The 24,544-nt window shown below is 59.5% G+C and carries 25 protein-coding genes and 2 tRNA genes; 16 read left to right on the top strand and 11 right to left on the bottom strand.

The window, feature by feature from the left end; all coding sequences use genetic code 11:
- The first annotated feature begins 124 nt into the window (after window positions 1-124).
- The 3 genes from QZ638_RS07355 (at window position 125) to QZ638_RS07345 (ending at window position 2,772) form a co-directional block, all read left to right on the top strand.
- Window positions 125-553 carry a TadE/TadG family type IV pilus assembly protein gene (locus tag QZ638_RS07355; protein WP_295808446.1) on the top strand — a complete coding sequence of 143 codons (429 nt, stop codon included), beginning with the start codon at window positions 125-127 and terminating at the stop codon, window positions 551-553.
- Window positions 554-611: 58 nt separating this feature from the next.
- A complete protein-coding gene (locus tag QZ638_RS07350) occupies window positions 612-2,318 on the top strand; it encodes a pilus assembly protein TadG-related protein (RefSeq protein WP_295808444.1) in 1,707 nt (568 codons plus the stop codon).
- Between the two features lie 211 nt (window positions 2,319-2,529).
- Window positions 2,530-2,772 (top strand): hypothetical protein, encoded by a 243-nt coding sequence (locus QZ638_RS07345; protein WP_295808465.1) that lies wholly within the window; start codon window positions 2,530-2,532, stop codon window positions 2,770-2,772.
- Between the two features lie 325 nt (window positions 2,773-3,097).
- Here QZ638_RS07345 and QZ638_RS07340 read toward each other — a convergent pair whose 3' ends face one another.
- A complete protein-coding gene (locus QZ638_RS07340; protein ID WP_295808442.1) occupies window positions 3,098-4,537 on the bottom strand; it encodes a diguanylate cyclase in 1,440 nt (479 codons plus the stop codon).
- A gap of 508 nt (window positions 4,538-5,045) precedes the next feature.
- Window positions 5,046-5,122, bottom strand: a tRNA-Asp gene (locus QZ638_RS07335).
- 184 nt (window positions 5,123-5,306) lie between these two features.
- Between QZ638_RS07335 and QZ638_RS07330 the strand changes: the two genes are divergently transcribed.
- Window positions 5,307-5,382, top strand: a tRNA-Val gene (locus tag QZ638_RS07330).
- Between the two features lie 78 nt (window positions 5,383-5,460).
- Entirely contained in the window at window positions 5,461-5,907 is a 447-nt protein-coding gene (locus tag QZ638_RS07325) for an acetyltransferase (protein ID WP_295808440.1), read from the top strand.
- Window positions 5,908-6,067: 160 nt separating this feature from the next.
- On the opposite strand, the gene hupB is transcribed toward QZ638_RS07325, so the two are convergent.
- The 4 genes from hupB to QZ638_RS07305 all read right to left on the bottom strand — a co-directional run bounded on the left by hupB (window position 6,068) and on the right by QZ638_RS07305 (window position 11,581).
- Entirely contained in the window at window positions 6,068-6,343 is a 276-nt protein-coding gene (hupB, locus tag QZ638_RS07320; protein WP_295808438.1) for a DNA-binding protein HupB, read from the bottom strand.
- A 257-nt stretch (window positions 6,344-6,600) separates the two neighbouring features.
- Window positions 6,601-9,027 carry an endopeptidase La gene (gene lon, locus QZ638_RS07315; protein WP_295808437.1) on the bottom strand — a complete coding sequence of 809 codons (2,427 nt, stop codon included), beginning with the start codon at window positions 9,025-9,027 and terminating at the stop codon, window positions 6,601-6,603.
- A gap of 327 nt (window positions 9,028-9,354) precedes the next feature.
- Entirely contained in the window at window positions 9,355-10,629 is a 1,275-nt protein-coding gene (gene clpX / locus QZ638_RS07310) for an ATP-dependent Clp protease ATP-binding subunit ClpX (protein WP_295808435.1), read from the bottom strand.
- Window positions 10,630-10,948: 319 nt separating this feature from the next.
- Window positions 10,949-11,581, bottom strand: coding sequence for an ATP-dependent Clp protease proteolytic subunit (locus QZ638_RS07305; RefSeq protein WP_295808434.1), 633 nt, complete (start codon window positions 11,579-11,581; stop codon window positions 10,949-10,951).
- Window positions 11,582-11,797: 216 nt separating this feature from the next.
- Here QZ638_RS07305 and QZ638_RS07300 point away from each other — a divergent pair, with 216 nt between their 5' ends.
- Complete coding sequence (locus tag QZ638_RS07300) at window positions 11,798-13,048, top strand: cytochrome P450 (protein ID WP_295808433.1); 1,251 nt, start codon at window positions 11,798-11,800, stop codon at window positions 13,046-13,048.
- On the opposite strand, the gene QZ638_RS07295 is transcribed toward QZ638_RS07300, so the two are convergent.
- Complete coding sequence (locus QZ638_RS07295) at window positions 13,043-13,660, bottom strand: LysE family translocator (protein ID WP_295808431.1); 618 nt, start codon at window positions 13,658-13,660, stop codon at window positions 13,043-13,045. The genes QZ638_RS07300 and QZ638_RS07295 overlap by 6 nt on opposite strands.
- Before the next feature lie 124 nt (window positions 13,661-13,784).
- On the opposite strand from QZ638_RS07295, the gene QZ638_RS07290 reads away from it, so the two are divergent.
- Window positions 13,785-14,258 (top strand): Lrp/AsnC family transcriptional regulator, encoded by a 474-nt coding sequence (locus QZ638_RS07290; protein ID WP_295808429.1) that lies wholly within the window; start codon window positions 13,785-13,787, stop codon window positions 14,256-14,258.
- Window positions 14,259-14,325: 67 nt separating this feature from the next.
- Here QZ638_RS07290 and QZ638_RS07285 read toward each other — a convergent pair whose 3' ends face one another.
- Window positions 14,326-15,609 (bottom strand): O-acetylhomoserine aminocarboxypropyltransferase, encoded by a 1,284-nt coding sequence (locus tag QZ638_RS07285; RefSeq protein WP_295808427.1) that lies wholly within the window; start codon window positions 15,607-15,609, stop codon window positions 14,326-14,328.
- A gap of 103 nt (window positions 15,610-15,712) precedes the next feature.
- On the bottom strand, window positions 15,713-16,234 hold the full coding sequence (locus QZ638_RS07280; protein ID WP_295808424.1) for a CoA-binding protein: 522 nt from the start codon (window positions 16,232-16,234) through the stop codon (window positions 15,713-15,715).
- Window positions 16,235-16,350: 116 nt separating this feature from the next.
- Here QZ638_RS07280 and QZ638_RS07275 point away from each other — a divergent pair, with 116 nt between their 5' ends.
- Window positions 16,351-16,683, top strand: a complete 333-nt coding sequence (locus QZ638_RS07275) for a hypothetical protein (protein WP_295808423.1) — start codon at window positions 16,351-16,353, stop codon at window positions 16,681-16,683.
- Window positions 16,684-16,902: 219 nt separating this feature from the next.
- The gene (locus QZ638_RS07270; RefSeq protein ID WP_295808421.1) at window positions 16,903-17,202 is read left to right on the top strand and encodes a hypothetical protein; all 300 of its coding nucleotides are present in this window, start codon (window positions 16,903-16,905) and stop codon (window positions 17,200-17,202) included.
- Window positions 17,203-17,270: 68 nt separating this feature from the next.
- Here QZ638_RS07270 and QZ638_RS07265 read toward each other — a convergent pair whose 3' ends face one another.
- Window positions 17,271-18,089: an enoyl-CoA hydratase gene (locus tag QZ638_RS07265; protein ID WP_295808420.1), complete on the bottom strand. Its 819-nt coding sequence runs from the start codon at window positions 18,087-18,089 to the stop codon at window positions 17,271-17,273.
- Between the two features lie 126 nt (window positions 18,090-18,215).
- Here QZ638_RS07265 and QZ638_RS07260 point away from each other — a divergent pair, with 126 nt between their 5' ends.
- The 5 genes from QZ638_RS07260 (at window position 18,216) to argC (ending at window position 22,074) form a co-directional block, all read left to right on the top strand.
- Window positions 18,216-18,674 carry a PaaI family thioesterase gene (locus QZ638_RS07260; protein ID WP_295808419.1) on the top strand — a complete coding sequence of 153 codons (459 nt, stop codon included), beginning with the start codon at window positions 18,216-18,218 and terminating at the stop codon, window positions 18,672-18,674.
- Window positions 18,675-18,955: 281 nt separating this feature from the next.
- A complete protein-coding gene (gene rplM / locus QZ638_RS07255; protein WP_007007923.1) occupies window positions 18,956-19,420 on the top strand; it encodes a 50S ribosomal protein L13 in 465 nt (154 codons plus the stop codon).
- Complete coding sequence (gene rpsI / locus QZ638_RS07250) at window positions 19,420-19,902, top strand: 30S ribosomal protein S9 (protein WP_295808418.1); 483 nt, start codon at window positions 19,420-19,422, stop codon at window positions 19,900-19,902. Before rplM ends, rpsI begins: the two co-directional genes overlap by 1 nt.
- A gap of 205 nt (window positions 19,903-20,107) precedes the next feature.
- Window positions 20,108-21,055, top strand: a complete 948-nt coding sequence (speB, locus tag QZ638_RS07245) for an agmatinase (RefSeq protein WP_295808417.1) — start codon at window positions 20,108-20,110, stop codon at window positions 21,053-21,055.
- An 89-nt stretch (window positions 21,056-21,144) separates the two neighbouring features.
- Window positions 21,145-22,074 (top strand): N-acetyl-gamma-glutamyl-phosphate reductase, encoded by a 930-nt coding sequence (argC, locus tag QZ638_RS07240; RefSeq protein ID WP_295808416.1) that lies wholly within the window; start codon window positions 21,145-21,147, stop codon window positions 22,072-22,074.
- 82 nt (window positions 22,075-22,156) lie between these two features.
- On the opposite strand, the gene QZ638_RS07235 is transcribed toward argC, so the two are convergent.
- Complete coding sequence (locus QZ638_RS07235) at window positions 22,157-23,275, bottom strand: COX15/CtaA family protein (protein ID WP_295808463.1); 1,119 nt, start codon at window positions 23,273-23,275, stop codon at window positions 22,157-22,159.
- A 167-nt stretch (window positions 23,276-23,442) separates the two neighbouring features.
- Between QZ638_RS07235 and QZ638_RS07230 the strand changes: the two genes are divergently transcribed.
- On the top strand, window positions 23,443-23,658 hold the full coding sequence (locus QZ638_RS07230) for a DUF2842 domain-containing protein (protein ID WP_295808414.1): 216 nt from the start codon (window positions 23,443-23,445) through the stop codon (window positions 23,656-23,658).
- Between the two features lie 124 nt (window positions 23,659-23,782).
- On the top strand, window positions 23,783-24,544 hold a 762-nt coding region (locus QZ638_RS07225), incomplete at its 3' end, for a GNAT family N-acetyltransferase (RefSeq protein ID WP_295808413.1).

Genomic DNA, 24,544 nt, shown 5'->3' with positions numbered 1-24,544 from the left:
AGGTTGCCTAGCAAGAAAGCACAACCCTCACCCAAAATCAAACAGTATTGCAAGATAATATATCTGTTTATTCTTTATTTATTCCTGATCCCGAATCCTGTTTTTGGGCATGGGAGTATTGACGATGAAAGACCGAGTTTTCGTAAAATTTTTCCACCGCTCAGATGGTACCGCAGCCCTAGAGTTCGCGATCATTGCGCCGGTATTTTTTCTGACCGTCTTCTCGATGTTGGCCTATGGCATTTATTTGAGCGCATCTCATTCCGTTCAACAGGTCAGTGCGGATGCAGCCCGAGCCGCTGTCGCCGGTCTCTCGCAAACCGAAAGACAAACACTGGCACGCGACTTCATCGAAGAATCGATGATCAAACATCCCTTTATCGATGCCAAGAAATTCAGCATCCAGGTTGCAGACGATGCGGCCAATCCGAACCAATTCACTGTCACCGTGATGTATGACGCCAGCGATCTGCCGATCTGGTCTCTATACTCCTATGCGATGCCTGACAGAGAGATTGTGGGCTTCTCGACGATCCGGCTTGGAGGGCTTTGAGATGTCCTCTCTAAACACTGGTCCGCATTGCAGGTTCGCCCGCGACAAACGAGGCAACGTGGCAACGCTCTTCGCGCTTTTCTTGCCGGTCATGATCGGGTGCGTCGCCCTCGGCGTGGACTACGGCAATCTTACGCTTCAAGATCGAAAGCTGCAGAAAACGGCCGATCTTGCGTCCATCATCGCAGCCGCGGACATCGTCAAGGCCGAAGAGGCCGTCGCCAAGTTCTTTGCGTTGAACAATCAGGACATCGCGGTGGAAACCGACGAGGGCCTTTTGCTCGACGAGCGCTACCTCTCGGCCGACGAGTATATCGATCAGCAGAAGCGCGGCATCGCCCGGCTTGTACGCGGCCGTTATTATCCGGACCCGTCGATTGCCACGAATCTGCGTTTTGTGGCGATGGAAACGTCGCCGGACGCAGCCAGGGTGACGATCCGGAAACGGGGAGACCTCTATTTCGGTGCAATGTTCGCCGATCCGCCCGAACTCTCGGCGGTCGGCACCGCGTCAGCAGAAAAACTTGCCGCATTTTCTGTCGGTTCGCGTCTCGCCAGTCTTAACGAGGGCATTCTGAACGGTCTGCTCGGCGGCCTGCTCGGCACCACAATTTCCCTGAAAGCGATGGACTATGAGGGGCTCATCGAGACCGATGTGAACGTGCTCTCCTTCATGCAGACCTTGGCGACACGACTCGACCTGACGGCCTTGACCTATGAGGAGATTCTCGAAACGGACCTGACGCTGCCGCAAATGCTATCGACGCTCCGGCTGACGACCGGAGTTCCGGCCGCGGTCCAGACGGTTCTCAAGACGCTCGAGACCGCGACGTCAAAGGACGACAGCAAGATCCAGCTCGAGCGAATACTGAATCTCGCTCCCAAAGGACCTTTGGCGATTGCCACCGACGCTCCTTGGGACATGAAGATTGGAGCACTTGAGCTGATCACCGCGGCGGCGGCGCTTGCCAATGGCGAAGACCAGGTCACCGTCGATGCCGGACTGGATCTGTCGCCTCTCACCAATCTCTCGGTCAAGCTGGCGATAGGCGAACCGCCGGTCGGCACGCCCAGTCACGCACTCGCACCCATCGGAGCGGCGGTGCGAACGGCACAGACCCGGCTGAAAGTGTCGTTTGAGGCGAGCATCGACCTGGTCGTTCTCAAAACCAAGCTGCGCGTGCCGCTATACGTTGAAGTGGCCCATGCGGAGGCACGGCTGGCCGATATCCAGTGCAGCCCGACCGCCCCTAACGGCGGCAGCGTGGTCGTTGATGCGGTGCCCGGCCTGCTGGAGATTGCCCTGGGCGAGGTCGACGACAGCGTTTTGTCGACGTTCTCGGACGAGGCGCGGGTGACACCGGCCAAGATGATCGACGTGGGCGGCCTGCTGAGCGTGTCGGTGGAGGGTATGGCGCATGTGGAAACGCAGAATATGCAGGCGAGCCGCCTGCGCTTTTCCAGCTCCGACATCCAGCAGAGCCGGGTTCGCAACGTGTCTACGCGCGATCTCCTCGGCTCGACCACCGATTCGTTGCTCGACGATCTTCAACTCGAGGTCAAGGTGCTTGGCGGTTCGCTTCTCGGCGGAACACTTCTCAACAACACGCTCGTTAAGGGTACCGTTAGAACACTGCTTTCCAGCCTGTCGGAACCGATCGACGAGCTTCTCTACAACGTACTGATGCTCGCCGGCGTCAAGATCGGCGAAGCCGACGTGCGGGTGACCGGCGTGAACTGTGAACGCCCGGTGCTCGTACAGTAGCTCCCAAGCAGAGCGTGCATCCACCTGCCCCGCAATGCCCGTTGCGGGGCTTTTTTTTCAAATGGAGGAACCGCTCCGGCTTTCATGAGGTGCCTCCTGCCGCTAGGGGCTTATTTTTCGATTTGGCGCTGGGTGGCCAGCGGGTGTATGATGCCCACGTTCCGCCACGGCCCGCACAAGCTTATGAGAGGCCCGTGGCGAAGTGGAGGAGATCATGAAACGCTATGCGATTCTTGCGGCACTGATGGCTCTGTCGCCAGCGAGTGCCTATGCACATTCATGCCCCAGTCTGATGTCTGAAATCGATCAAGCAATGCAGACCGCTTCCCTGTCGGACAGCGACAAGGCCCGCGTTGAAGAACTACGCGCTCAAGGTGAAGAACAGCACAAGGCTGGCGACCACGATGCGTCGATGACGAGCCTTGAAGAGGCCAAGACCCTTCTCGGCCTCTAAGAGAGACGTTGGCCTGGAACGATAAACAAAAAAGCGGGCCCAAGCCCGCTTCCTTCGTTCCCGAGAGCCGTCTGGGTGCCGGTACCTTCATGGTCACCACAGGGTCGTTCGGGTCGAATACAGCAGCCTTTCGGGAAACCTCACCACACATCTTGCAGGACGTTTCGCACCGGTCCAGCCGCCGCTTGTCGTGATATGGATATGGTGGCCCGACTTTACAAGGCAAAATAGTCACATCGTCCAAAAACGTGCCGCAGAAAGCGCCTGCATGCACAATAAGCGCCTGCGGCCGGGGCTTTCAGGCGATGGCACCGCCGTATAGTCGCTAAGTCGACCTCGACCCGTGAGCGCGCAAATGCATCTCGGCACGATTACGCCCCAGATTCTTGGCGCGGTAGAGCGCTTCATCCGCCTCCTCCATAAGCGCATTCAGGTCTGCAATCCCGTTGTTCGACCATGCCAGACCGACACTGACGGTCACGGTCAACGAACCTCTGCTTTCCAGGGCGATCGCCGATTGCGAAAATGCATTGCGCATACGCTCTGCGACCTCCAACGCCTGTTCACGCGAACAGGCAGGCAGCAGGATCGCGAATTCCTCACCGCCAACCCGACCGATTATGTCGTTGCCGCGCAAGCACGCCGAAATGCGCGCCGCAGCGATTGAAATGACCTGATCTCCGGCCGCGTGGCCGAAACGATCATTGATCGACTTGAAATGATCGATGTCCAGCATCAGCACTGCCAGCGACTTCGCCTGTCGGGCACAGGATCGGATCAGCGCCTCGGCTTCTTCTGCGAAGGCACGCCTGTTCAAGAGGCCGGATAGCGAGTCGCGCCTCGCCAGATCGGAAAGCTGTCCAATCAGGTCGTTCTGCTTGGCCATCGCGCTCGCAAGCATCATCGGCGCCAGCGCGATGAGGCTGCCCCCCAGACGCATTGAGATCAGGGCGCCCTCAGCCGATACGTCGATCGTGTGGGAGAAAAGGTTGGCCGACAGGGCAATCAGGCTCCAGAAGCTGAATATCGAGGTGAGAAGAACTGTAATGAAACGTGGATAGACGATCGCCGCCCACAACAGCGCCGGCACCGGAAAGGCGACGGCGCCTGGCCCGCCAATCTGGATACTGGCAAAACTGGTAAGTACCAGGGCAAAAGCCGGCAGGGCCAGACGCGCCAGCCGGGCCCACGACATGCGGCGCGGAAGCGACGGCCAGCGTGCGGTGAGAATAACCGGGAGGATAGCGACGAAGTTCGCAAACTCGGTCACAAACCAGAATGTCCACCCACCCAGCGCCGTGCCGCCGAACAGGATCGGATTGGCCACCGCACCGACGAACCCCGCCAGACAAGCACCGAAACCGATCGCCAAAACGAGTTGCGGGATCGCCTCAGGTGTCTGAAGGCGGATCGCTTCAGGTCGATACGTTCTCAGAACAGCATACGCTCCGCCAACCCCGACCAGGTTCGCACTTGTCAAAATGAGAGTCTTGCCGAGCGACGAACCGGTGAGCAGATCGGCGACGGTGAAGCCGCAAGCGGCCGCCAACCAGCCATAGGGCGTGGCCGTCGCAGGAACCCGTAGCAAAAGCCCCAGCATAAGCGCATTGGCCGGCCACACGGTCGCCAGGAAGTCGACCGGCCGGGTGAATATCCCGAAGAGGCAGGCTGCGAATACGAGAACTCCAATCAGAAGCGCGGCCTGCGCCGTCGCAACGAACGACCCCGTAATCGTTTTTTGGCTGGCTTGATAATTCGTCAGCACCGCCCCGGCCTCACAAATTGAGGTAACAGATTAATACCGAATGTTATCCTGTGCGTTAAGATATGCGACGTTCGGCCTGTTTCACACACATTGCAGGCCATGGTTAATGCAAACGTGTAGAGTCCATTAAAGTCCGAAGCGTAATGTCGGGAATCATGAGCCCGATCCAACTGCTTTCATCACTGCTGCGCGCTGCGCTTCTGCTGTCACCGGCGACGATCGCGGTGCTCATGTTCATTTATCTTCTAGAGAACGCAGAGAACAGGGGTGGCCCGGAGCGCGTGGATACCATCCATACCGCCACGATTCGCTAACCCGCATCATCGCGCGCATCTTAAGAGGAGAAGCGCTGCGGTGTCCCTTTTCCCGGCCGACAAACAAACGCGAACGCAGGCGCGCTCGATCAAAGCGTTTTTTCAACATCGATTTTCGAAGGAATGCCCTTCAAGCCGGGCCTGACGCTCGCTAGCGTCTCTGCTTGGCGCCATCTTTCCAAAGGCCTGGAAAGTGGCGCGAGTGACGGGGCTCGAACCCGCGACCTCCGGCGTGACAGGCCGGCACTCTAACCATCTGAGCTACACCCGCGCTTGAGGCGCTGCACCGAAGCGGCAACGCGTCGATGAGCGCTGAATTAGGGGGTTCTTGATGTGGTGTCAAGCAGCCAAACTGCAGTTTATGAAACTTTCTCGATGTTGTTCCAATAAGCGTTGCAGAAGCCGATTTTCGCTTGCGATCCGCGCGCGAACGCCCTAAACGATCCGCTTGGAATGGGCGATTAGCTCAGCTGGTAGAGCGCTTCGTTTACACCGAAGATGTCGGGAGTTCGAGTCTCTCATCGCCCACCATTCCTTTCCACCGTTCGGCGCCTTTTCATCTTCGCCTCACCGGGCGCATCGGCGCTCCTTATCCTGCGCGGAGACAACGTGCCCCGGATACGCAAAGCGCGAAAAGAGGAACTCGTCGACCTGATCGAAATCTGGCGACGCTCTGTGCGTGCCACACACGATTTCCTGTCTGAAGCGGATTTCCGCGCGATCGAGAAAGACGTGGCGGAGAAATACCTGCCCTGCGCCGCGCTTTGGGTCGCGGTGGGCCAAGACGATGCCCCGCTTGCATTCATGGGGTTGGAGGCCACGCATATTGACGGCCTCTTCGTCGATCCCGACGAGCGCGGCAAGGGGCTCGGCGCGCACCTTGTGGCCCATGCACGCAAGATCGGCGGAGAAGGTCTGACACTCGACGTGAATGAGCAAAACGGGCAGGCACTGGGCTTTTATCGGCGGATGGGTTTCCAGGTGACGGGGCGTTCGCCCCGCGACGGCGACGGTCGACCTTATCCGCTCCTGCATATGACCCTGCAAGCACGCTAGGCTGCGTGCGCGTCTGGCGGGCACAGAGCGACCCATTCCCCGCCGGCCCTATGGCGGTTCCGCCCCTTCCCCACTCTTGTTTCTGGATTTTTTGCGCACAGCGCATAAAAGAAAAGCCGGGCTGAAACCCGGCTTTTCTTGCATTCCCTCAAGGGCGCAATCAGCTGTTGACTGCGTCCTTCAGGCCCTTGCCGGCCGAGAACTTCGGCACATTGCGAGCCGGGATCTGAACCGTGGCGCCGGTTTGCGGATTGCGGCCCGTGGAGGCCTCGCGCCGCGAAACGGAGAAGTTGCCGAAGCCGACGAGGCGCACGTCCCCACCCTTCTTAAGTTCGCCTTCGATAACGGTGAAAACCGCATCGACCGCGGACTGGGCATCGCTCTTCGAGAGGCTTGCCTCTTCTGCGACTGCGGATACGAGCTCGTTCTTGTTCATGTAATTACCCCTTCCTGATAAGGACCAAGTGATGCGACTCACTCGGCTCGGGGCAGTCTAGGGAGAACATTTGCCGCGACCAAGCACGAAATGCTTAAACACCCGTCCAAAACCCATGTTTTCTGCGGTTTTCGACAGAAAAGCCGGGCACGGAGCCCGGCTTTTGACAATTTTGCGGAAAACCGACGCAAATATCCCGCCACCCCTTGAGCGGCACCGGCTTGGTTCGTTTGCCGAACCGGTGCCAAAGGGTGCATTCAGTGGGCGATGGTCTGCCCTTCACTTTCTCCCACTCCGACTTTTCCGGCAGGTTCCACGGGCTCCACCCATTCGATCGGCTCAGGCATGCGTGTAAGCGCATACTCAAGAACCTCGCCCACGCGACTGACCGGAACGATCTCCAGACCGTTTTTCACATTCTCTGGTATGTCGGCCAGATCTTTGGCGTTCTCTTCCGGAATGAGCACCTTCTTGATGCCGCCGCGCAGCGCCGCAAGGAGCTTTTCCTTGAGACCGCCAATGGGCAGCACCCGGCCGCGAAGGGTGATCTCGCCGGTCATCGCGATGTCCTTGCGGATCGGGATGCCGGTCATGATCGACACGATGGACGTGGCCATGGCAACACCCGCCGAAGGTCCGTCCTTCGGTGTGGCGCCTTCCGGCACGTGCACATGAATGTCCTTCTTGTCGAAGACCGGCGGTTCGATGCCGAAATCGACGGCGCGCGAGCGGACATAGGATGCGGCCGCCGAAATCGATTCCTTCATCACGTCGCGCAAATTGCCGGTGACAGTCATTTTGCCCTTGCCGGGCATCATCACACCTTCGACGGTCAGAAGCTCTCCACCGACTTCCGTCCACGCCAGACCGGTCACGACGCCGACCTGGTCCTCGCCCTCGGCCTGGCCGAAGCGGAAGCGCTGCACGCCCAGATAATCGGACAGATTATCCTCGGTCACCTCCACGGTTTCCTTGCCGTCCTCCGCCTTGGCAGTGCGCAGAATTTCCGTCACTGCCTTGCGGGCGAGCTTCATCAGCTCGCGCTCGAGATTGCGGACGCCGGCTTCACGCGTGTAGGTGCGGATGATCTGCTGCAACGCGCCATCGGTGACGGAGAACTCCTTCTCCTCCAGCGCATGCTCGCGCACGGCTTTGGGCAGGAGGTGCCGCTTGGCGATCTCCACCTTCTCGTCCTCGGTGTAGCCGGCGATGCGGATGATCTCCATACGGTCCATTAGCGCCGGGGGGATGTTCAGCGTGTTGGCCGTCGTGACGAACATCACGCTCGACAAATCGTACTCCACCTCGAGATAGTGGTCCATGAAGGTCGAGTTCTGCTCGGGGTCGAGAACCTCAAGCAGGGCCGAGGATGGATCGCCGCGGAAATCCATGCCCATCTTGTCGATCTCGTCGAGCAGGAAGAGCGGGTTGGACTTCTTCGCCTTCTTCATCGACTGAATGACCTTGCCGGGCATCGAGCCGATATAGGTGCGGCGGTGACCGCGGATTTCGGCCTCGTCGCGCACGCCGCCAAGCGCCATGCGAACGTATTCACGGCCGGTGGCCTTGGCAATCGACTTGGCGAGCGAGGTTTTGCCGACGCCGGGCGGTCCGACGAGGCACAGGATCGGGCCCTTGAGCTTCTTCTGACGGCTTTGCACCGCCAGATATTCGACGATGCGCTCCTTGACCTTCTCGAGGCCGAAGTGATCCGTGTCGAGCACGTTCTCGGCAAAATCCAGATCGTTCTTGATTTTGCTTGGCTTCTTCCACGGGATCGACAGCAACCAGTCGAGATAGTTGCGTACCACGGTGGCCTCGGCCGACATGGGCGACATGGTCTTGAGTTTTTTCAGCTCGGCGTCGGCCTTTTCGCGCGCTTCCTTGGAGAGCTTGGTCTTGCCGATTCGCTCTTCCAGCTCGGCGGCCTCGTTGCGGCCGTCTTCGCCTTCGCCGAGTTCTTTCTGAATCGCCTTCATCTGCTCATTCAGATAGTACTCGCGCTGGGTCTTCTCCATCTGGCGCTTGACGCGCGAGCGGATGCGCTTTTCCACCTGCAGCACGGAAATCTCGGCTTCCATGAAGCCCATGGCCTTTTCCAGACGCTCCCGCACGGAGAGCGTCGCCAGCATTTCCTGCTTTTCGGGAATCTTGATCGCCAGATGCGAGGCAACCGTGTCTGCCAGCTTCGAGTAATCCTCGATCTGGTTGGCGGCACCCACGACTTCAGGCGAAATCTTCTTGTTGAGTTTTACGTAATTCTCGAAATCCGAGACGACGGAACGCGCGAGCGCCTCGATCTCGACCTGGTCTTCTTCGGGTTCGGGAAGCAGGTCGGCCGTGGCTTCATGGTACTCCTCACGGTCGGTGAACTCGGAAATGCGCGCGCGAGACGTTCCCTCGACGAGCACCTTAACCGTGCCGTCGGGCAGTTTCAGAAGCTGCAGCACATTGGCCAGCGTTCCGACGTCGTAAATGCCACTTGGCTCCGGGTCGTCGTCAGCGGCGTTCATCTGCGTGGCCAGCAGGATCTGCCGCTCCGCGCCCATCACCTCTTCAAGCGCCTTGATCGACTTGTCGCGGCCGACGAAGAGCGGAACGATCATGTGCGGGAACACCACGATATCGCGCAGCGGCAATACGGGATACGAAGAACCACCGGCGGTCTTGGGGGTATCAGTCATGTTTCAGCCTTTTCAAACCGCAACCGCTCAAGAGCCAGTCGCGGGCTTCAGTCTATCCGGCCAGAGCGTTATCCACCAGAAGCAACCGCATTCTTGCGCGATGCGTGAATGGAAACCACCCCACCTTTGCTCCTCCCTTAGTTGGAGGCGTGAACCGAGAAGATCAAGGGCTTGGACAGGATGCATGGACCGGACCCACAGCATGCAGCCTTCGACGACCCCGATTCGAGCGATTTGGTGGGCGGAACACCCGCAAAAACGCGAACGTCACCGAAGCACGGCTCCGGTGACGCAAATACACGCACACGCAACTACACTGGCGATTCGTCAGGCGCTGGCGTTGCCTTTTTCCTGCTCGCGCTCTGCATAGATGTAAAGCGGACGGGCATTGCCGGCGACAACTTCGTCGGAGATAACAACTTCCTGAACGCCTTCCAGCGCCGGCAGCTCGAACATGGTATCGAGCAGAATCGCTTCCATGATCGACCGCAGGCCACGGGCACCGGTCTTGCGCTCGATCGCCTTGCGGGCGATCGCGGCAAGCGCATTCTCATGGAAGGTAAGCTCCACGCTCTCCATGTCGAACAGACGCTGATACTGTTTCACAAGCGCGTTCTTGGGCTCACTGAGGATCTGCACCAGCGCGGCCTCGTCGAGATCTTCCAGCGTGGCCAGAACAGGCAAGCGGCCAACGAACTCGGGAATAAGACCGAACTTCAGAAGATCCTCTGGCTCAACCTGGCGGAACAATTCGCCCGTGGGGCGATCTTCCGGCGAAGCGACCGAAGCACTGAAGCCGATCGAGGTCTTGCGGCCACGGTCGGAGATGATCTTGTCGAGACCGGCAAAAGCACCACCGCAGATGAAGAGGATATTGGCCGTATCCACCTGCAGGAATTCCTGCTGGGGATGCTTGCGCCCACCCTGTGGCGGTACGGAAGCAACCGTGCCCTCCATGATCTTCAGGAGTGCCTGCTGTACACCCTCACCCGACACGTCGCGCGTGATAGACGGGTTGTCGGACTTGCGCGAAATCTTGTCGATCTCGTCGATATAGACGATACCGCGCTGCGCGCGCTCGACATTGTAATCGGCAGACTGCAACAGCTTCAGAATAATGTTTTCGACATCCTCACCCACATAGCCCGCTTCGGTCAGCGTCGTCGCGTCGGCCATGGTGAAGGGCACATCGATGATGCGGGCCAGTGTCTGAGCCAGCAGCGTCTTGCCGCAGCCCGTCGGACCGATCAGCAGGATGTTCGATTTGGCCAGTTCCACGTCCGCGTTCTTGGAGGCGTGAGCAAGGCGCTTGTAGTGATTGTGAACCGCGACGGAGAGCACGCGCTTGGCATGGCCCTGACCGATCACATAATCGTCGAGCACTTCGATGATTTCCTGCGGTGTGGGCACGCCCTCGCGCGACTTCACCATCGAGGATTTGTTCTCCTCGCGGATGATGTCCATGCACAACTCGACGCACTCGTCGCAGATGAAGACAGTCGGTCCCGCAATCAGTTTGCGGACCTCGTGCTGGCTCTTGCCGCAGAAGGAGCAGTACAGCGTGTTCTTGGAGTCTCCGCTGCCGTTGCTGGCCTTGCTCATGTCTTACGTCCTTTCACTACCCACCGGCATGTCGCCCCGTACTGCCGGGCGGCCATGGTGCCCGAAGACGGTATAGCCCCCAGGCGGTCCACGCTCTGTCTTCGAAACGAACCACAAATCCGAAAACGCGGCAACCATACCGAGCCCCTGTCCCGACCTTGGCTTTGGAAACTCAATATAGGCTTAACGTAGGCGTTCACACACCGGCTGCAAACACAAAAATGTGACAGAATTGACGCAATCGACCGTAAATACAGGCCGAATTGCACCTCGCCCGGCACCAGGCCGGGCCGACCGTTCTTGAAAGCCCGACCGGGAATCAGGAATCAGAAGCTTTCTCGACCGCCTCGCGCGAGCTGATAACCTTGTCGACAAGGCCGAACTCCTGCGCCTCATCCGACGTCATGAAGTGGTCGCGGTCGAGCGTCTTTTCGATCGTCTCATAGTCCTGCCCCGTGTGCTGGACGTAGACCTCGTTGAGACGACGCTTCAGCTTGATGATGTCCTGCGCATGGCGCTCGATGTCAGAAGCCTGTCCCTGGAAACCACCCGACGGCTGATGCACCATGATGCGGGCATTGGGCGTGGCAAAGCGCATATCCTTGTGACCAGCGCACAGAAGCAGCGAGCCCATGGAGGCAGCCTGGCCGATGCACAGTGTGGAAACCGGAGGCTGGATAAACTGCATCGTGTCGTAGATCGCCATGCCCGAGGTTACCACACCGCCCGGCGAATTGATGTAGAGCGCGATTTCCTTCTTGGGATTGTCCGCCTCGAGAAAGAGGAGCTGCGCGCATACGAGCGAGGCCATGCCATCCTCGATCGGACCGGTGATGAAGATGATGCGCTCCTTGAGAAGACGCGAGAAGATGTCGTAAGCCCGTTCACCCCGGTTCGTCTGTTCGACGACCATGGGCACCAGATTCATGGCGGTATCGACGGGATTCGGCATGAAAATACCTTTCGGTTTGAGATCGCACGCCGCAAAATCTGGCGCGCGCAAAGCGGCAGAATCGTTTGGTTCAACGGGATAGATAGGATGCCCCCTTCCCTCGACGCAAGAGCAAGCTCTTATCAAGGTGATCGCGGAGGGTCGATTCGTCGGGTGTCACCGCCATGAAGTGTCTTCGCGGCACCTGCGAAATGTCAAAACCGGATTGCAATTATCATGCCCGTAAAGCCCGCTTATCTCTTCTTCGACGTCGACCGCAAAACTGTCGGGCTTGATCCGCACCATCCTGACTTTGTTCAGGATCCCTATACGGCCTACAGCTATCTGCACGCGCTTGCGCCGGCGTTCTTCTGGGAGGATTACGGCTTCTGGTGTCTATCCGGCTATGACAGTGTCAACCGGGCGCTCCGCGACAGGCGTCTTGGCCGCCAGAAGCCAATCGAACAGACACCGGATCCGGCAACCCGCAGGCATCTCGCGCATTTCGACGCTGTGGAGGCCAATTCCATGCTGGAAATCGAGCCACCAGCACACACGCGGCTGAGAAAACTCGTCAACCGCGCCTTCGTCTCGCGCCAGGTGGACCGGATACGCCCGCGCATCGAAACACTTTGCCATGATCTGATCGACAATTTTGAGCGGGACGGCGAGACCGAACTCCTTGCCGCCTACGCCACGCCCATACCGCTGGTTATCATCACCGAGATGCTCGGCGTGCCGCGCGATATGGGGCCGCAACTTGTGGAATGGTCGCACCGCATGGTGGCGATGTACATGCATGGCTCGGATCGGGAGACCCAATGTCGCGCCGACGAAGCCGCACGTGATTTCTCCGCCTTCATTCGAGAATATGCCAGAAGGCGTCACGCGTCCCCCGGCGACGATCTGCTCAGTCTTCTCATCTCCGCGAAAGAAGATGGCGAACAGCTTTCCGAAGATGAACTCGTCTCATCGGCGATCCTGCTCCTGAATGCGGGGCACGAAGCGACCGTGCACCAACTCGGCAACGCCATCTTCACCATACTTGCGCAGGACGGCGATCCGCGCCGCTTCTTTGGCTCCGACGCCGAGACGACCGCAACGGTCGAAGAATGCCTGCGCTATGACCCGCCGCTGCACATGTTCACGCGCTATGCCTATGAGACCGTGGAGATCGCCCCGGGTCTCACCCTGAAACCAGGCGAAACGGTGGGCTTGATGCTGGGCGCGGCCAACAACGACCCTGGTGCCTTCGCGACCCCGCGCCGTTTCCACCCAGCCCGACAGGATCAAAAGAACGTGTCTTTCGGCGCGGGCATCCATTTCTGTATCGGCGCGCCGCTCGCGCGCCTGGAAATGCAAATGGGATTGAAGGTTCTGTTCGAGCGCCTGCCTGCACTCACACTCGATTCCCAGCCGGTCTATGGCGACACCTACCATTTTCACGGCCTGGAGCGGCTCGACTGCCTGTGGAGGGAGCGTTTATGAAGCGGCGAGGAGAACCCCGAAGCCGATCAGCAAGGTGCCCAGCCCGCGGGTGATCCAGGAAAGAAAACCTGTGCCGCTCGCTACGCTCCCGATCCTGGCGCCGAACAAGCAATAGCAACCGGCGGCAATCCACTCCAACGTCAAGGAAACGGCGATCATCTGCGCAAAGAGATGCGCAAAGCCGGCCTGCCCCGGCGTGATGAACTGAGCGTAAAACGCGGTGGCAAAGATCACGGCCTTCGGGTTCATGATCGCCACCAGAAATTCCCGGCGCATCAGCGCGTGCATACGCACAGTCCCGGTCGCGGCATCCAGTGTTGAAACCGTCACCGCCGAGCGCAGCAGCCGATAGCCCATGAAAACGAGATAGAGCGCCCCGCCCCATTTGAGTGCCGAGAACAGAACCGGCGACGTACTTAGAACGGCCCCCAACCCCAACCCGGCGGCTATAAAAATCATCAGATAGGCCGGGTAGCGGCCAAGCGATCCGACGTGCCCGGCCCAATAACCGTTCTGGATCGCGCGCGACAAAGCCAGAATGTTGTTGGGTCCCGGTGAAAAATGTACCGGAAGCGATGCGATTATAAAGGTGAGCCAAAGCTGCATGGACATGAAATGCACTCCTGAAGTGCACGCATACTGCTCCCCAAAAGCGGCGCATGTCCTTGCCAATTTAGCCCTCAAACTTCAAAATAATGGCATAAAATGCCGATTTATCTTCGTATGAGGATTAGATATGCCAATATCACTGGATTCGATCGACCGACGGATTCTGCATGCGCTGCAGGAGGATGGGCGCCTCACAAATGTCGAACTCGCGGATCGTGTCGGCCTCTCGCCATCGCCATGCTTGCGCCGCGTCAAACGTCTCGAGAATGAAGGGGTGATACGAGGCTATAGGGCCATCGTGGACCGCCACTCAGTGGCGCTTGGCCTTACAATCTTCACCGAAATCAAAGTCAACCGGCACAATCGCGCCAATGCGGACGGGCTGCAGAACGCCCTCTCGGCCATTCCCGAAGTTGTGGCATGCCACATGGTTTCCGGCGCGCCGGATTTCATCGCCGAGGTGGTGGTGCCGGATCTTGCCGCCTATGAGGGTTTACTCAGCAACGTGCTGCTGGAACTGCCTATGGTGGAGGATATCCGCTCGAATTTTTCCATGCGCCCGGTGAAGACCGAAGGCCCGCTGCCCCTACCGGACAAATAGAAACGACGCGGGCCGACAAGCCCGCGCCGTACCGTCGATCGGCTGCAAACGCAGTTTGCCGTCGGGATCAGATCTGACCCAGTGCCTGCTCCAGATCGCCGATAATGTCGTCCGCATCCTCGATCCCGATGGACAGGCGGATCACATCGACACCCGCACCGGCGGCCGCCTTCTGCTCGTCTGAGAGCTGGCGGTGCGTGGTGGAAGCCGGATGAATGATCAGCGACTTCGTGTCGCCGATATTCGCCAGGTGCGAGAAGAGCTCGACGCTCTCCACCACTTTGACGCCGGCATCGAAACCGCCCTTGAGGCCGAAGGTGAAGACGGCGCCGGCCCCCTTTGGCGAATATTTCTTCATGAGGGCGTGATTGGGATCTTCCGAAAGGCCCGGATAGGAAACCCAGGACACCTTGTCGTGCCCCTTGAGCCACTCGGCGACCTTGAGCGCGTTGTCGCTGTGACGCTGCATGCGAAGCGCCAGCGTCTCGATACCGGTCAGGATCTGGAACGCGTTGAACGGCGAGATTGCCGGGCCGAAATCGCGCAGCCCCAACACACGGGCGGTAATCGCAAAGGCGAAATTTCCAAAGGTCTCGTGCAGGACCATACCGCCATATTCCGCGCGCGGTTCCGACAGCATCGGATATTTTCCCGACTTCGACCAGTCGAACGTGCCGCCATCGACCAGAACGCCGCCCACGGAATTGCCGTGGCCTCCCATGAACTTGGTCAGCGAGTGCAGAACGATGTCTGCACCGTGTTCTATGGGGCGAAGCAGATAGGGCGATGCCATGGTGTTGTCGACGATAAACGGCAATCCGTGACGGCGCGCGATGTCGCCGATCTTCTCCAGGTCGACGAAGGTGCCGCCCGGATTGGCGAGGCTCTCCACGAAGATCGCCTGCGTATCGTCATCAATCTGGCTTTCGAAACTGTCGAAATCTTCCGGGTCCGCCCAGCGCACATGCCAGTCGAAATTCTTGAAAGCGTGACCGAACTGGTTGATCGAACCGCCATAAAGCCTTTTGGCGGCGATAAAGTTCGCGCCCGGCCTCATCAGATTGTGGAAAGTGAGGAGCTGGGCGGCGTGCCCCGAGGCGGTGGCAAGCCCCGCTGTGCCGCCCTCAAGCGCAGCAACGCGCTCTTCGAGCACGGCCTGGGTCGGGTTCATGATGCGGGTATAGATGTTGCCGAAGGCCTTGAGGCCGAACAACGAGGCGGCGTGGTCCGCATCGTCGAAGACATAGGAGGTGGTCTGATAAATCGGCGTGGCGCGCGCGCCTGTCGCCGGATCCGGCTGGGCCCCCGCATGCACCGCCAGCGTGTCGAAACCGGGCGTACGCTCACTCATGACTTTTCCTCCATGTCGAAATTTTCGTTGGCGGCATCAATACAGAGAGCGCACGCCCTGGCAAAGGAGATTTATGCTTCAATGGCAGACGGCTCATGAAAAATCAGCGCTGGCGAATGCCGAAACTCTGGAAGCCTTTGCGCATAATGGGCTTTTTAGACGAAATCACCCGGCTGTTGACGCCATTCCAGCCGATCTCGCGCGAAAGCCGCGCATATTCGATCTTCGGGCAGCGATCCATGACCACCTTGATGTCATGTTCCTCCAGCCGTTTGGCAGAGGCATCGTCGCGCACGGTGAGCTGCATCCAGACCACTTTGGGCAAGGTCTCCATGGCGAGAATTTCCTCTGTCACCCCTGCAACGGCAGAGGAGGGACGAAAAATATCGACCATGTCGACGGGCTGTGGCAGATTGGCGAGACGGGCGACGACCGGACGCCCGGCGATCTCCTTGCCCGCCTGACCCGGATTGACGGGAAAGACGGTGTATCCCTTGTCGATCAGATACTTGGTGACGAAAAAGCTCGGACGCACCTCGTTTGCCGATGCCCCGACGATGGCCAAGGACTTCACCGTGTTCAATATCTCGGAAATATAGGCGTCGTCATAACTGTCGTGATTCATCTCGCTCCCGAAATCGCGCCTGAATGCCGCCTCATTGCCGGCGCAGGCACGTCCTATGGTATGGTTGTTAACGTTCGCTGCATGCTCGCAGCTCTCGAAAATAAAAGTGTCCGATCATGTTGAGATACGCAGCCCTCGCCCTTGCAATGGCCGTCATCGCCAGCCCCGCCGGAGCCATATCCCGTTACACGTCAACTGCCATGAGCTGCGCTGAGGTGCAAGCGAGGATCGCCTCCGAAGGGGCCGCCATCATGCGCTACCAGTCCCGCAGCAATCCGAACCTGCCGCGCTACGACCGCTATGTGGCGCATGAGCGGCTTTGTCCCATCGGCCACATTGGCGCACGCGATTACATTCCCGCCGCCGACCGAGAATCCTGCCCGGTCCTGCGTTGCAAGCCGGAAATTAGGGAGCGGCTTTTTCAGCGTCCCTGGGTTTTCTCCAACTGATCCCAAGTCGTCGTGCATGGCATTGCACAGCGTCGGGACTGAACCTTCCAAGGTCATAACTGATATTCATAGAAACTGAAAAAATCCTTTATTTATTTATATTTATAGCCGCTTTTGTCTGCAAATGACCTGCGGCATTACTTCCCACCGCGTCTCTCCGAAACGATAGCAATCCCTTCGGGATGCGCGGCTTGGCAACGATGCTCAGAAAGGGAAGTTATGGGTAGAACATTGGCTCGTAAGTCGTCGGTTATTGTCGTCAGCTGCATTCTGCTGGCTCCCAACAACAGCGCGCAGGCGGCGGAATTATCTTGTCGTCAAATCCAAGATGCCGTCCGGGAGAATGGATCGATTATATTGCGTTATCCATCGCCCAGTGGCCGCAATATCGAGCGCTACGACCGTTTTGTGGCCAGCCTCGACGAATACTCGGCCGCGTTCAACACGCTCAAAACAAGATGGGTTCCGTCCCTCGACACCGAGGCATGTCCCGTCCACATCTGCTGGAACAACGACTAGCGTCCCCGCGGATATGCGGACCACGCAACGCTGCGGGCGGCGTTTTCACCGTCCGCGGCGCGTTTCCCTCATTCGTTCCGCCATTTCGGAACGCGTTTCTCGATGAAAGCGCCGATGCCCTCTTCGGCATCACGCGCCATCATGTTCTCCACCATCACCCGCACCGTGTAGTCGTATGCCTGTGACAGCTCCATCTCGGCCTGTGCGTAAAACGCCTCCTTGCCGATCTTGAGCGTCAAAGGTGATTTGGAAGCAATGGTTTGTGCGAGATCCGTCACCGTTTGATTCAACTCAGTCTGTGGTACGACACGATTGACAAGACCGAGTGCATGCGCCCGCTCCGCGTCGATCATCTCGCCGGTCAGGAGCATTTCCATCGCGTGCTTGCGCGAGACATTACGCGACAAAGCCACCATGGGCGTCGAGCAGAAGAGACCGATGTTGACGCCAGGTGTGGCAAACCGCGCCGTTTCGCCTGCGACAGCCAGATCGCAGGAGGCGACGAGCTGGCACCCGGCCGCGGTCGCCACCCCGCTCACTTCCGCGATGACCGGCTTGGGGTGGCGCACGATGGTCTGCATCAGGCGCGCGCACAGCAGCATTGTTTTCTCGAAGAAAGCCCTGCCCCGATCGGCATCGGAGCGATGCGCCGTCAATTCCTTGAGATCATGCCCGGCGGAAAACACCTTGCCCTTCGTGCGCAATACGATCACACGCACGGCCTCGTCTTCGCGGGCGCGTTCCAATGAACCTTGCAACGCCTCCATCATGGCGATGGAAAGCGCGTTGGCCGGCGGATTGGCCAGTGTCAGCCGGAGAACACCTTCCGCCCCGCTCACCGTCACGGGTGCCCGCACCGTCTCCTGAACTGCAGCCGCCTCGGCCATGCCTTTTCTCCATGCTTCAGTTGCATCGTCACCTTAGTGCCGCTTGTGTTGCAATCGCAATCCGGCAATTCTCTCAACTCTCGGCGCTTATAAAGCACCAGACGAGGAAGATGGGGAGGACAGCCTATGGACGCTCGAAGCGGGAGGCGCGTGTTTCAGCCGATAATGGACGCGGAAGAGGTCAATCTGTATCTGCGCGAAGTGTTTCCGCAAGCCTGTGGCGGCGAAATACCGGACTATCGTGCGCTCGATATCTCGGCAGGCCGCTGCACCGTACGGCTCGAGGCCGGTTTCAAGCATCTCCGCCCGGGCGATACGGTTTCCGGCCCATCCCTTTTCGCACTGGCTGACATCGGCGGATATGTTTGTGCGCTCTCGCACATCGGAAGGAAGGCATTGGCCGTCACCACAAACCTCAACATCAACTTCATGCGCAAGGCCGATGCCGGCACGGTGGATGGCCATTGCCGCATCCTGAAACTCGGCCGGCGACTGATGGTTTTCGAGGCCGAACTGGTCGCCGGAAGCTCCGGCGACACCGTGGCGCACGCCACGGGCACTTACTCCATTCCGCCCTCCCCATAAGCGCTGCCGCCGCCGAACCCGCCTCAAGAGACGTGTTTTCGCGCGGTATTATAATACCGCATTTTTAAACCATTGTTTCCATTGATATTTTCCGCTCTGCCTGTCAAAAAATACGCTTGACTGAACCCTCCGCCCCCTATAGGTAATCATCGTTGCACCAGACCAGCGGTTCAGCATTGGTTTGCGCGGGCTGGCTCCATTGCCGGATCCGATTAGAGCAAACGCAAGCAACAAAAAACGCCCAGCCTCAGGGCCGGGTTCATGAAAGTGGAAAAAGACCCATGAAAACCTTTTCGCAGAAGCCTGCGGAAGTGACGAAGAAGTGGATCCTGATCGACGCCGAAGGCGTTGTCGTCGGCCGTCTCGCTTCCATCGTCGCAAACCGTCTCCGCGGCAAGCACAAGCCCACCTTCACCCCGCATGTTGACGATGGCGACAATGTCATCATCATCAATGCCGACAAGGTTGTGCTGACCGGCAAGAAATACACCGACAAAAAATACTACTGGCACACGGGCCATCCCGGCGGCATCAAGGAGCGCACCGCGCGCCAGTTGCTCGAGGGCCGGTTCCCCGAGCGTTTGCTGGAGAAGGCCGTTGAGCGCATGATCCCGCGCGGTCCGCTTGGCCGCCGCCAGATGAAAAATCTACGCGTCTACGCCGGCGCCGAGCATCCGCACGCCGCACAAAATCCGGAGACGCTCGACGTCGCCGCCATGAGCAAGAAGAATGTGAGGGCCCAGTAATGGCCGAAATCAATTCCCTCGAAGAGCTGGGTGCGGCAACCGCTGCGCAGACCGCCGAGCAGGAAGCCCCGGTGCATGTGCAGAAGCTGGACGCCCAGGGCCGCGCTTACGCCACCGGCAAGCGCAAGAACGCCATTGCCCGCGTATGGGTCAAGCCGGGTTCCGGCAAGATCACCGTCAATGGCAAGGAGTTCCAGGCCTATTTCGCACGCCCGGTTCTGCAGATGATCCTGCAGCAGCCGATCCTCGCTGCCGACCGCAACGGCCAGTACGACATCGTTGCCACGGTCGTTGGCGGCGGCCTGTCCGGCCAGGCGGGTGCCGTTCGTCACGGCATCTCCAGGGCTCTGACCCATTATGAGCCGGCGCTGCGCGGCGTTCTCAAGAAGGGCGGTTTCCTGACCCGCGACAGCCGTGTGGTCGAGCGCAAGAAGTATGGCCGGGCAAAGGCTCGCCGCTCGTTCCAGTTCTCCAAGCGCTAAGCTTCCAGAACGAAACCGAACGAAAAGCGGGCCTTCGGGTCCGCTTTTTTCTTGCGCAGATTTTGGCTTCCCCCTACCCATTGAGCTGATTAGAGTTGCCCATCGTTGCATGGAAATGCCGTCCGCTCTATCTCGTTGTTCTCCGTGTTTGTGCGGACGTCAGGTGAGTACGCCTGACTGCAAAACGCTCTGAAGGAGGAGCGCCATGCCGTCGAATTCCATCGACCACGCATTCACCGCCCGCAGCCTGACGGGCGCTGCCAGCGATCCCACCTATGCGGGTGCACTCTCCTTCATGCGCCGGAAATTCACCAAGACGCTGAAGGGCGCCGATGCCGTGGTCTGGGGCATTCCCTTCGACGCCGCCGTTTCCAATCGGCCGGGCGCGCGCTTCGGTCCCCAAGCAATCCGCCGCGCCGCGGCGATCTTCGACAACGACCCGCAATATCCTTTCGACGCGGACCTGTTCGAGGCGCTGGCCGTCATCGATTATGGCGACTGCCTGCTCGACTACGGCAATCACCACAAAACGCCGGCGACGATCGAGCGCGAAGCGGCGAAGGTCATCAAGTCCGGCGCGTTTCTTTTGTCGCTCGGCGGCGATCATTTCGTCACATGGCCGCTTCTCAAAGCGCATGCGGCAAAGCACGGTCCCCTCGCTCTCGTTCAGTTCGACGCCCATCAAGACACCTGGCATGACGATGGCAAGCGGATTGACCACGGCTCGTTCGTGGGACGCGCCGTGCGCGATGGCGTCATCGACCCTGCCGCCTCCATCCAGGTCGGCATCCGCACTCATGCACCGGAAGATTGCGGCATCGCTATTCTTCATGGTTACGATGTGGAGGAAATGAGAGCCGGCGAGATCGCAGAAGCCATCCTTGCCCGCGTCGGCGATCGTCCCGCCTATGTAACCTTCGACATCGACTGTCTCGACCCCGCTTTCGCGCCCGGTACCGGAACGCCCGTGGCAGGCGGTCCCTCCAGCGCGAGAATGCTCTCGGTGCTGCGCCAGCTCGGCGCACTCGAAATTGTCGGCGCGGATGTGGTCGAGGTCGCACCCGCCTATGACCATGCCGACATCACCGCGATCGCGGGAGCGACAATCGCCATGCACTATCTCGGCCTTCTCGCTGCGCGAAAGCGACGATAAGAACCAAGCAGCGATCCACGCGCATCGCGGATCGATTCCGCCAACGCCCATAACCATTTGAAACGTGAATCTTTTCCAGGACTGACACCATGACGGCGAAAATCTTCATCGATGGCGAACACGGCACCACCGGCCTGCAGATCAGGACCCGGCTGGCTGCGCGCCGCGACATCGACGTGATCTCCATCCCGCCGGAGAAACGAAAGGATCGCGCCGCACGCGCGGAGTTTCTCAACGCCGCCGACATCGCCATCCTTTGTTTGCCGGACGATGCCGCGCGCGAGAGCGTCTCGCTGATCGAGAACGACACGACGCGCGTCATCGATGCCTCCACAGCGCATCGTGTTGCCGAGGGCTGGACCTACGGCTTCGCCGAGATGGACACGGCGCAAGGCGAGGCCATCCGCAACGCAGGGCGCGTTGCCAATCCGGGCTGTTGGCCGCAGGGCTCAATCGCCTTTTTGCGCCCTCTCATCGGTGCCGGGCTGTTGCCGGCGGATCTGCCCATCACCGTCAATGGCGTTTCGGGCTATTCAGGTGGCGGCCGCACGATGATCGAGGACTACGAGACCAAGGGAAAAGATGCTCCGCAGTTCATGCCCTATGGACTGACGCTCAACCACAAGCATCTCCCCGAACTTCAAACCTATGCGAAGCTTTCCGGTGCGCCGATCATGCAGCCGGCGGTGGGAAATTTCGCGCAGGGCATGCTGACCGCCCTGCCCCTGCAGCTCGGCCACCTCGACCGCGTGCCTACGGGTGCCGAAATCCACGCCGCGCTGTCCGACCATTACAGCGGGATCGAAGACGGTGTCGTCCAAGTCGCGCCGCTTTCCGCGATCGAACGCACAGGCGACCTCGATCCCGAGATCCACAACGGCACCAACACCATGACGCTCCACGTTTTTGTCAACGACGCCCGCGCCCAAGCCTTGCTGGTTGCAGTTTACGACAATCTCGGCAAGGGCGCTTCGGGCGCAGCGGTGCAAAACATGGACCTGATGCTTCAAGGCCTTTGAGTATCCGTGCCAAACGTCTCTTCAACGAAAAAGGCGCCTCCCCGGTGAGCGCGCCTTTTCTTGTTTCGGCCTGCCCACCGCGTCAAACGCCCGCATAAACCTCGTCTTCGTCGCGCTTGCTGCGCGGCGCTTCCGGCAGTGGATATGGGCCCTTCGTCGCCCGCCAATGAGCGCAGGCGAAGAACAACAACACCATTGCCACGCCCTGATGGGTAAGCGCCGCATCGATGGGCACGACCATGACGAGTGTGGCAATGCCGATGGCCGCCTGAACCAGCACCAGAAGCGCAAACAGGATCGTGCGGCGCGCATGCGGCGTTCCCGGCGCACGCCGGATCGCGAAAACCATCTGCCACAGCGCCAGCACAAGAAGCGCATAGGCGCCAAGGCGATGGACGAACTGCACCATCTTCGGGTTCTCGAAGAAATTGATCAGGGCCGGTGTCTGCGCAAAGAGCCCGCCCGGCACCAATGCACCATCCATCAGCGGCCATGTATTGTAGGTCATGCCCGCCCGCAGACCCGCAACCAGCCCCCCGAGATAGATCTGGAACAAAACGGCGATCACCATCCAGCCGGCGAAGCGGCGCACTCCCTCTTCAGCCTCGCCGGTGGAGTGCGGAGCGAGGCCGCGCGCCACCAACGCGGTGGCGGCGAAGATCAGACAGGCGATGATGAGATGCGTTGCGAGCCGGTATTGGCTCACATCGACGCGATCGACGAGACCCGAGGCGACCATCCACCAGCCGACCGCGCCCTGAAGCCCACCGAGCGCCAGAATGCCCAGAAGCTTCGGCTTCAAATCGGTCTCAAGACGCCCAGTTATCCAGAAGAACGCCAATGGCAGTGCGAAGACGAAACCGACACCCCGCGCCAGAAACCGATGCGCCCACTCCCACCAGAAAATCGTCTTGAACGCATCCAGGCTCATGCCCTTGTTGATCTGCTGATATTCGGGAATCTGGCGGTACTTCTCCAGTTCCTCCTGCCATTCGGCCTCGCTGAGCGGCGGGATGACGCCGTGTATCGGCTTCCATTCGGTGATGGAAAGGCCCGATTCCGTCAGTCGGGTCGCTCCACCGACGATCACCAGCGCGAACAGAGTGAAAAGCACGAAGTAAAGCCAGAAGCGCACAAATTTGCGGTTGCGAAAAAGAGTCTCCTGCGAGACATCTACCCTTGCAGCACTGGAAGCGGTCATATCCACAGCGTCAGCCATCGTCATTTTGGAAGTTGACCGTTGGTGAACCAAAGCCACCTGACTTGCAAGCCGAACCGGCCTTTGCGCGACAAGCCGTCGCGCTGCGCGATGCCTGTCATTGCATCGCGTCTCCGCGCGTTTTATGAAGCGCGCGAAAGGTGTTTTTTATGCCCGTACGCTTGCGAAAATTCATCGGTATGATCGCCCTCGTGGCGCTGGTGGTGGTCTACGCCATCCTCTCGACGGCCATCGCCGTGGCACAGCTGGCCGAATCCGGGCCCTTGATGCACCTGGCCTATTTCTTCCTGACCGGGCTTTTATGGATCGTTCCCGCCATGTTTATCATTCGCTGGATGATCGGAAAGCCGCAGGACGAGGCCTGATCAGTCGATCTTTCTTTCATCTTTTACCGCTATTCAGGGGAAGTGCCGTCACGGCGGCAGCCTCGTTGACAGCGATGGATGATAACGTTTGAACAGCGGCCAGACCGGGCATGGGTTTATCAATATGAAGGCTGAAAACGGCCTCACCGTCGACGTGCGCGACGCCAACCCGGCAACCCTGGAACGCTATGGCCGGGACTGCCAGAGCGCCCGCTTCATGCCCGCACAGAGCCCCGAATGGATCTCTGCCTGGACAAGACACGCGTCTCATGCACCGATCATCGCTCGGCTTTGCGACGATAACGGACACCTGATGAGCCTCGCCCTGGAGATTGCATGGCAGGGTCGTTTCCGCGTCGCCCGCTTTATCGGCGATCGTCACGCGAACGGAAATTTCCCGGCGCTCGATCGGCGCGTCGACGGCTTGCCCGCTTCCCACCTCAGTGCGCTGCGCGAGGGCATACATCGGGCGCGACCCGAGATCGATCTCCTGGCGCTAGAGCGGCAGTTGCGCCGCTGCGCGGATCAGTCCAACCCGCTTCTCGCCTGGCCTCATGGCGACAGTCCAAATTTGTCACTCGCCGTCGATCTCGAAGGCGGCTTCGATGCGGTTCTCGCACGCGCCAGCGGCAAGCGAAAGCGCAAGCAACACCGCTCTCAGGCGCGCAAGCTGGAGGCCGCCGGCGGATATGAGCGCCGCACCGCCCGCACCAAGCAAGAAGCCGAAGCGATGTTGGAAATCTTCTTCGCCATGAAGGCGCATCGCTTTGCCATGATGGGCATCCACGATGTTTTCGCGGAGAACCACGTGAGAGCCTCCTTCCGCGCGCTTTTCGGCGATGCCGCAGAGACGCAGAATCCAAGCTTTCTCCTGCATGGGCTGGAG

It is taken from the genome of uncultured Nitratireductor sp., assembly GCF_913053745.1.
Taxonomy (GTDB): domain Bacteria; phylum Pseudomonadota; class Alphaproteobacteria; order Rhizobiales; family Rhizobiaceae; genus Nitratireductor.
The sequence above is the reverse complement of the archived record's forward strand: the minus strand, read 5'-3'. Positions and strand labels throughout refer to the sequence as shown.

Excerpts from the sequence above, each read along its gene's own strand:
- QZ638_RS07355 (WP_295808446.1), top strand. The coding sequence starts at position 125 with ATGAAAGACCGAGTTTTCGTAAAATTTTTCCACCGCTCAGATGGTACC.
- hupB (WP_295808438.1), bottom strand. The coding sequence starts at position 6,343 with ATGAACAAGAACGAGCTCGTATCCGCAGTCGCAGAAGAGGCAAGCCTC.
- lon (WP_295808437.1), bottom strand. The coding sequence starts at position 9,027 with ATGACTGATACCCCCAAGACCGCCGGTGGTTCTTCGTATCCCGTATTG.
- clpX (WP_295808435.1), bottom strand. The coding sequence starts at position 10,629 with ATGAGCAAGGCCAGCAACGGCAGCGGAGACTCCAAGAACACGCTGTAC.
- QZ638_RS07305 (WP_295808434.1), bottom strand. The coding sequence starts at position 11,581 with ATGCCGAATCCCGTCGATACCGCCATGAATCTGGTGCCCATGGTCGTC.
- QZ638_RS07300 (WP_295808433.1), top strand. The coding sequence starts at position 11,798 with ATGCCCGTAAAGCCCGCTTATCTCTTCTTCGACGTCGACCGCAAAACT.
- QZ638_RS07295 (WP_295808431.1), bottom strand. The coding sequence starts at position 13,660 with ATGTCCATGCAGCTTTGGCTCACCTTTATAATCGCATCGCTTCCGGTA.
- QZ638_RS07290 (WP_295808429.1), top strand. The coding sequence starts at position 13,785 with ATGCCAATATCACTGGATTCGATCGACCGACGGATTCTGCATGCGCTG.
- QZ638_RS07285 (WP_295808427.1), bottom strand. The coding sequence starts at position 15,609 with ATGAGTGAGCGTACGCCCGGTTTCGACACGCTGGCGGTGCATGCGGGG.
- QZ638_RS07280 (WP_295808424.1), bottom strand. The coding sequence starts at position 16,234 with ATGAATCACGACAGTTATGACGACGCCTATATTTCCGAGATATTGAAC.
- QZ638_RS07275 (WP_295808423.1), top strand. The coding sequence starts at position 16,351 with ATGTTGAGATACGCAGCCCTCGCCCTTGCAATGGCCGTCATCGCCAGC.
- QZ638_RS07270 (WP_295808421.1), top strand. The coding sequence starts at position 16,903 with ATGGGTAGAACATTGGCTCGTAAGTCGTCGGTTATTGTCGTCAGCTGC.
- QZ638_RS07265 (WP_295808420.1), bottom strand. The coding sequence starts at position 18,089 with ATGGCCGAGGCGGCTGCAGTTCAGGAGACGGTGCGGGCACCCGTGACG.
- QZ638_RS07260 (WP_295808419.1), top strand. The coding sequence starts at position 18,216 with ATGGACGCTCGAAGCGGGAGGCGCGTGTTTCAGCCGATAATGGACGCG.
- rplM (WP_007007923.1), top strand. The coding sequence starts at position 18,956 with ATGAAAACCTTTTCGCAGAAGCCTGCGGAAGTGACGAAGAAGTGGATC.
- rpsI (WP_295808418.1), top strand. The coding sequence starts at position 19,420 with ATGGCCGAAATCAATTCCCTCGAAGAGCTGGGTGCGGCAACCGCTGCG.
- speB (WP_295808417.1), top strand. The coding sequence starts at position 20,108 with ATGCCGTCGAATTCCATCGACCACGCATTCACCGCCCGCAGCCTGACG.
- argC (WP_295808416.1), top strand. The coding sequence starts at position 21,145 with ATGACGGCGAAAATCTTCATCGATGGCGAACACGGCACCACCGGCCTG.
- QZ638_RS07235 (WP_295808463.1), bottom strand. The coding sequence starts at position 23,275 with ATGACCGCTTCCAGTGCTGCAAGGGTAGATGTCTCGCAGGAGACTCTT.
- QZ638_RS07230 (WP_295808414.1), top strand. The coding sequence starts at position 23,443 with ATGCCCGTACGCTTGCGAAAATTCATCGGTATGATCGCCCTCGTGGCG.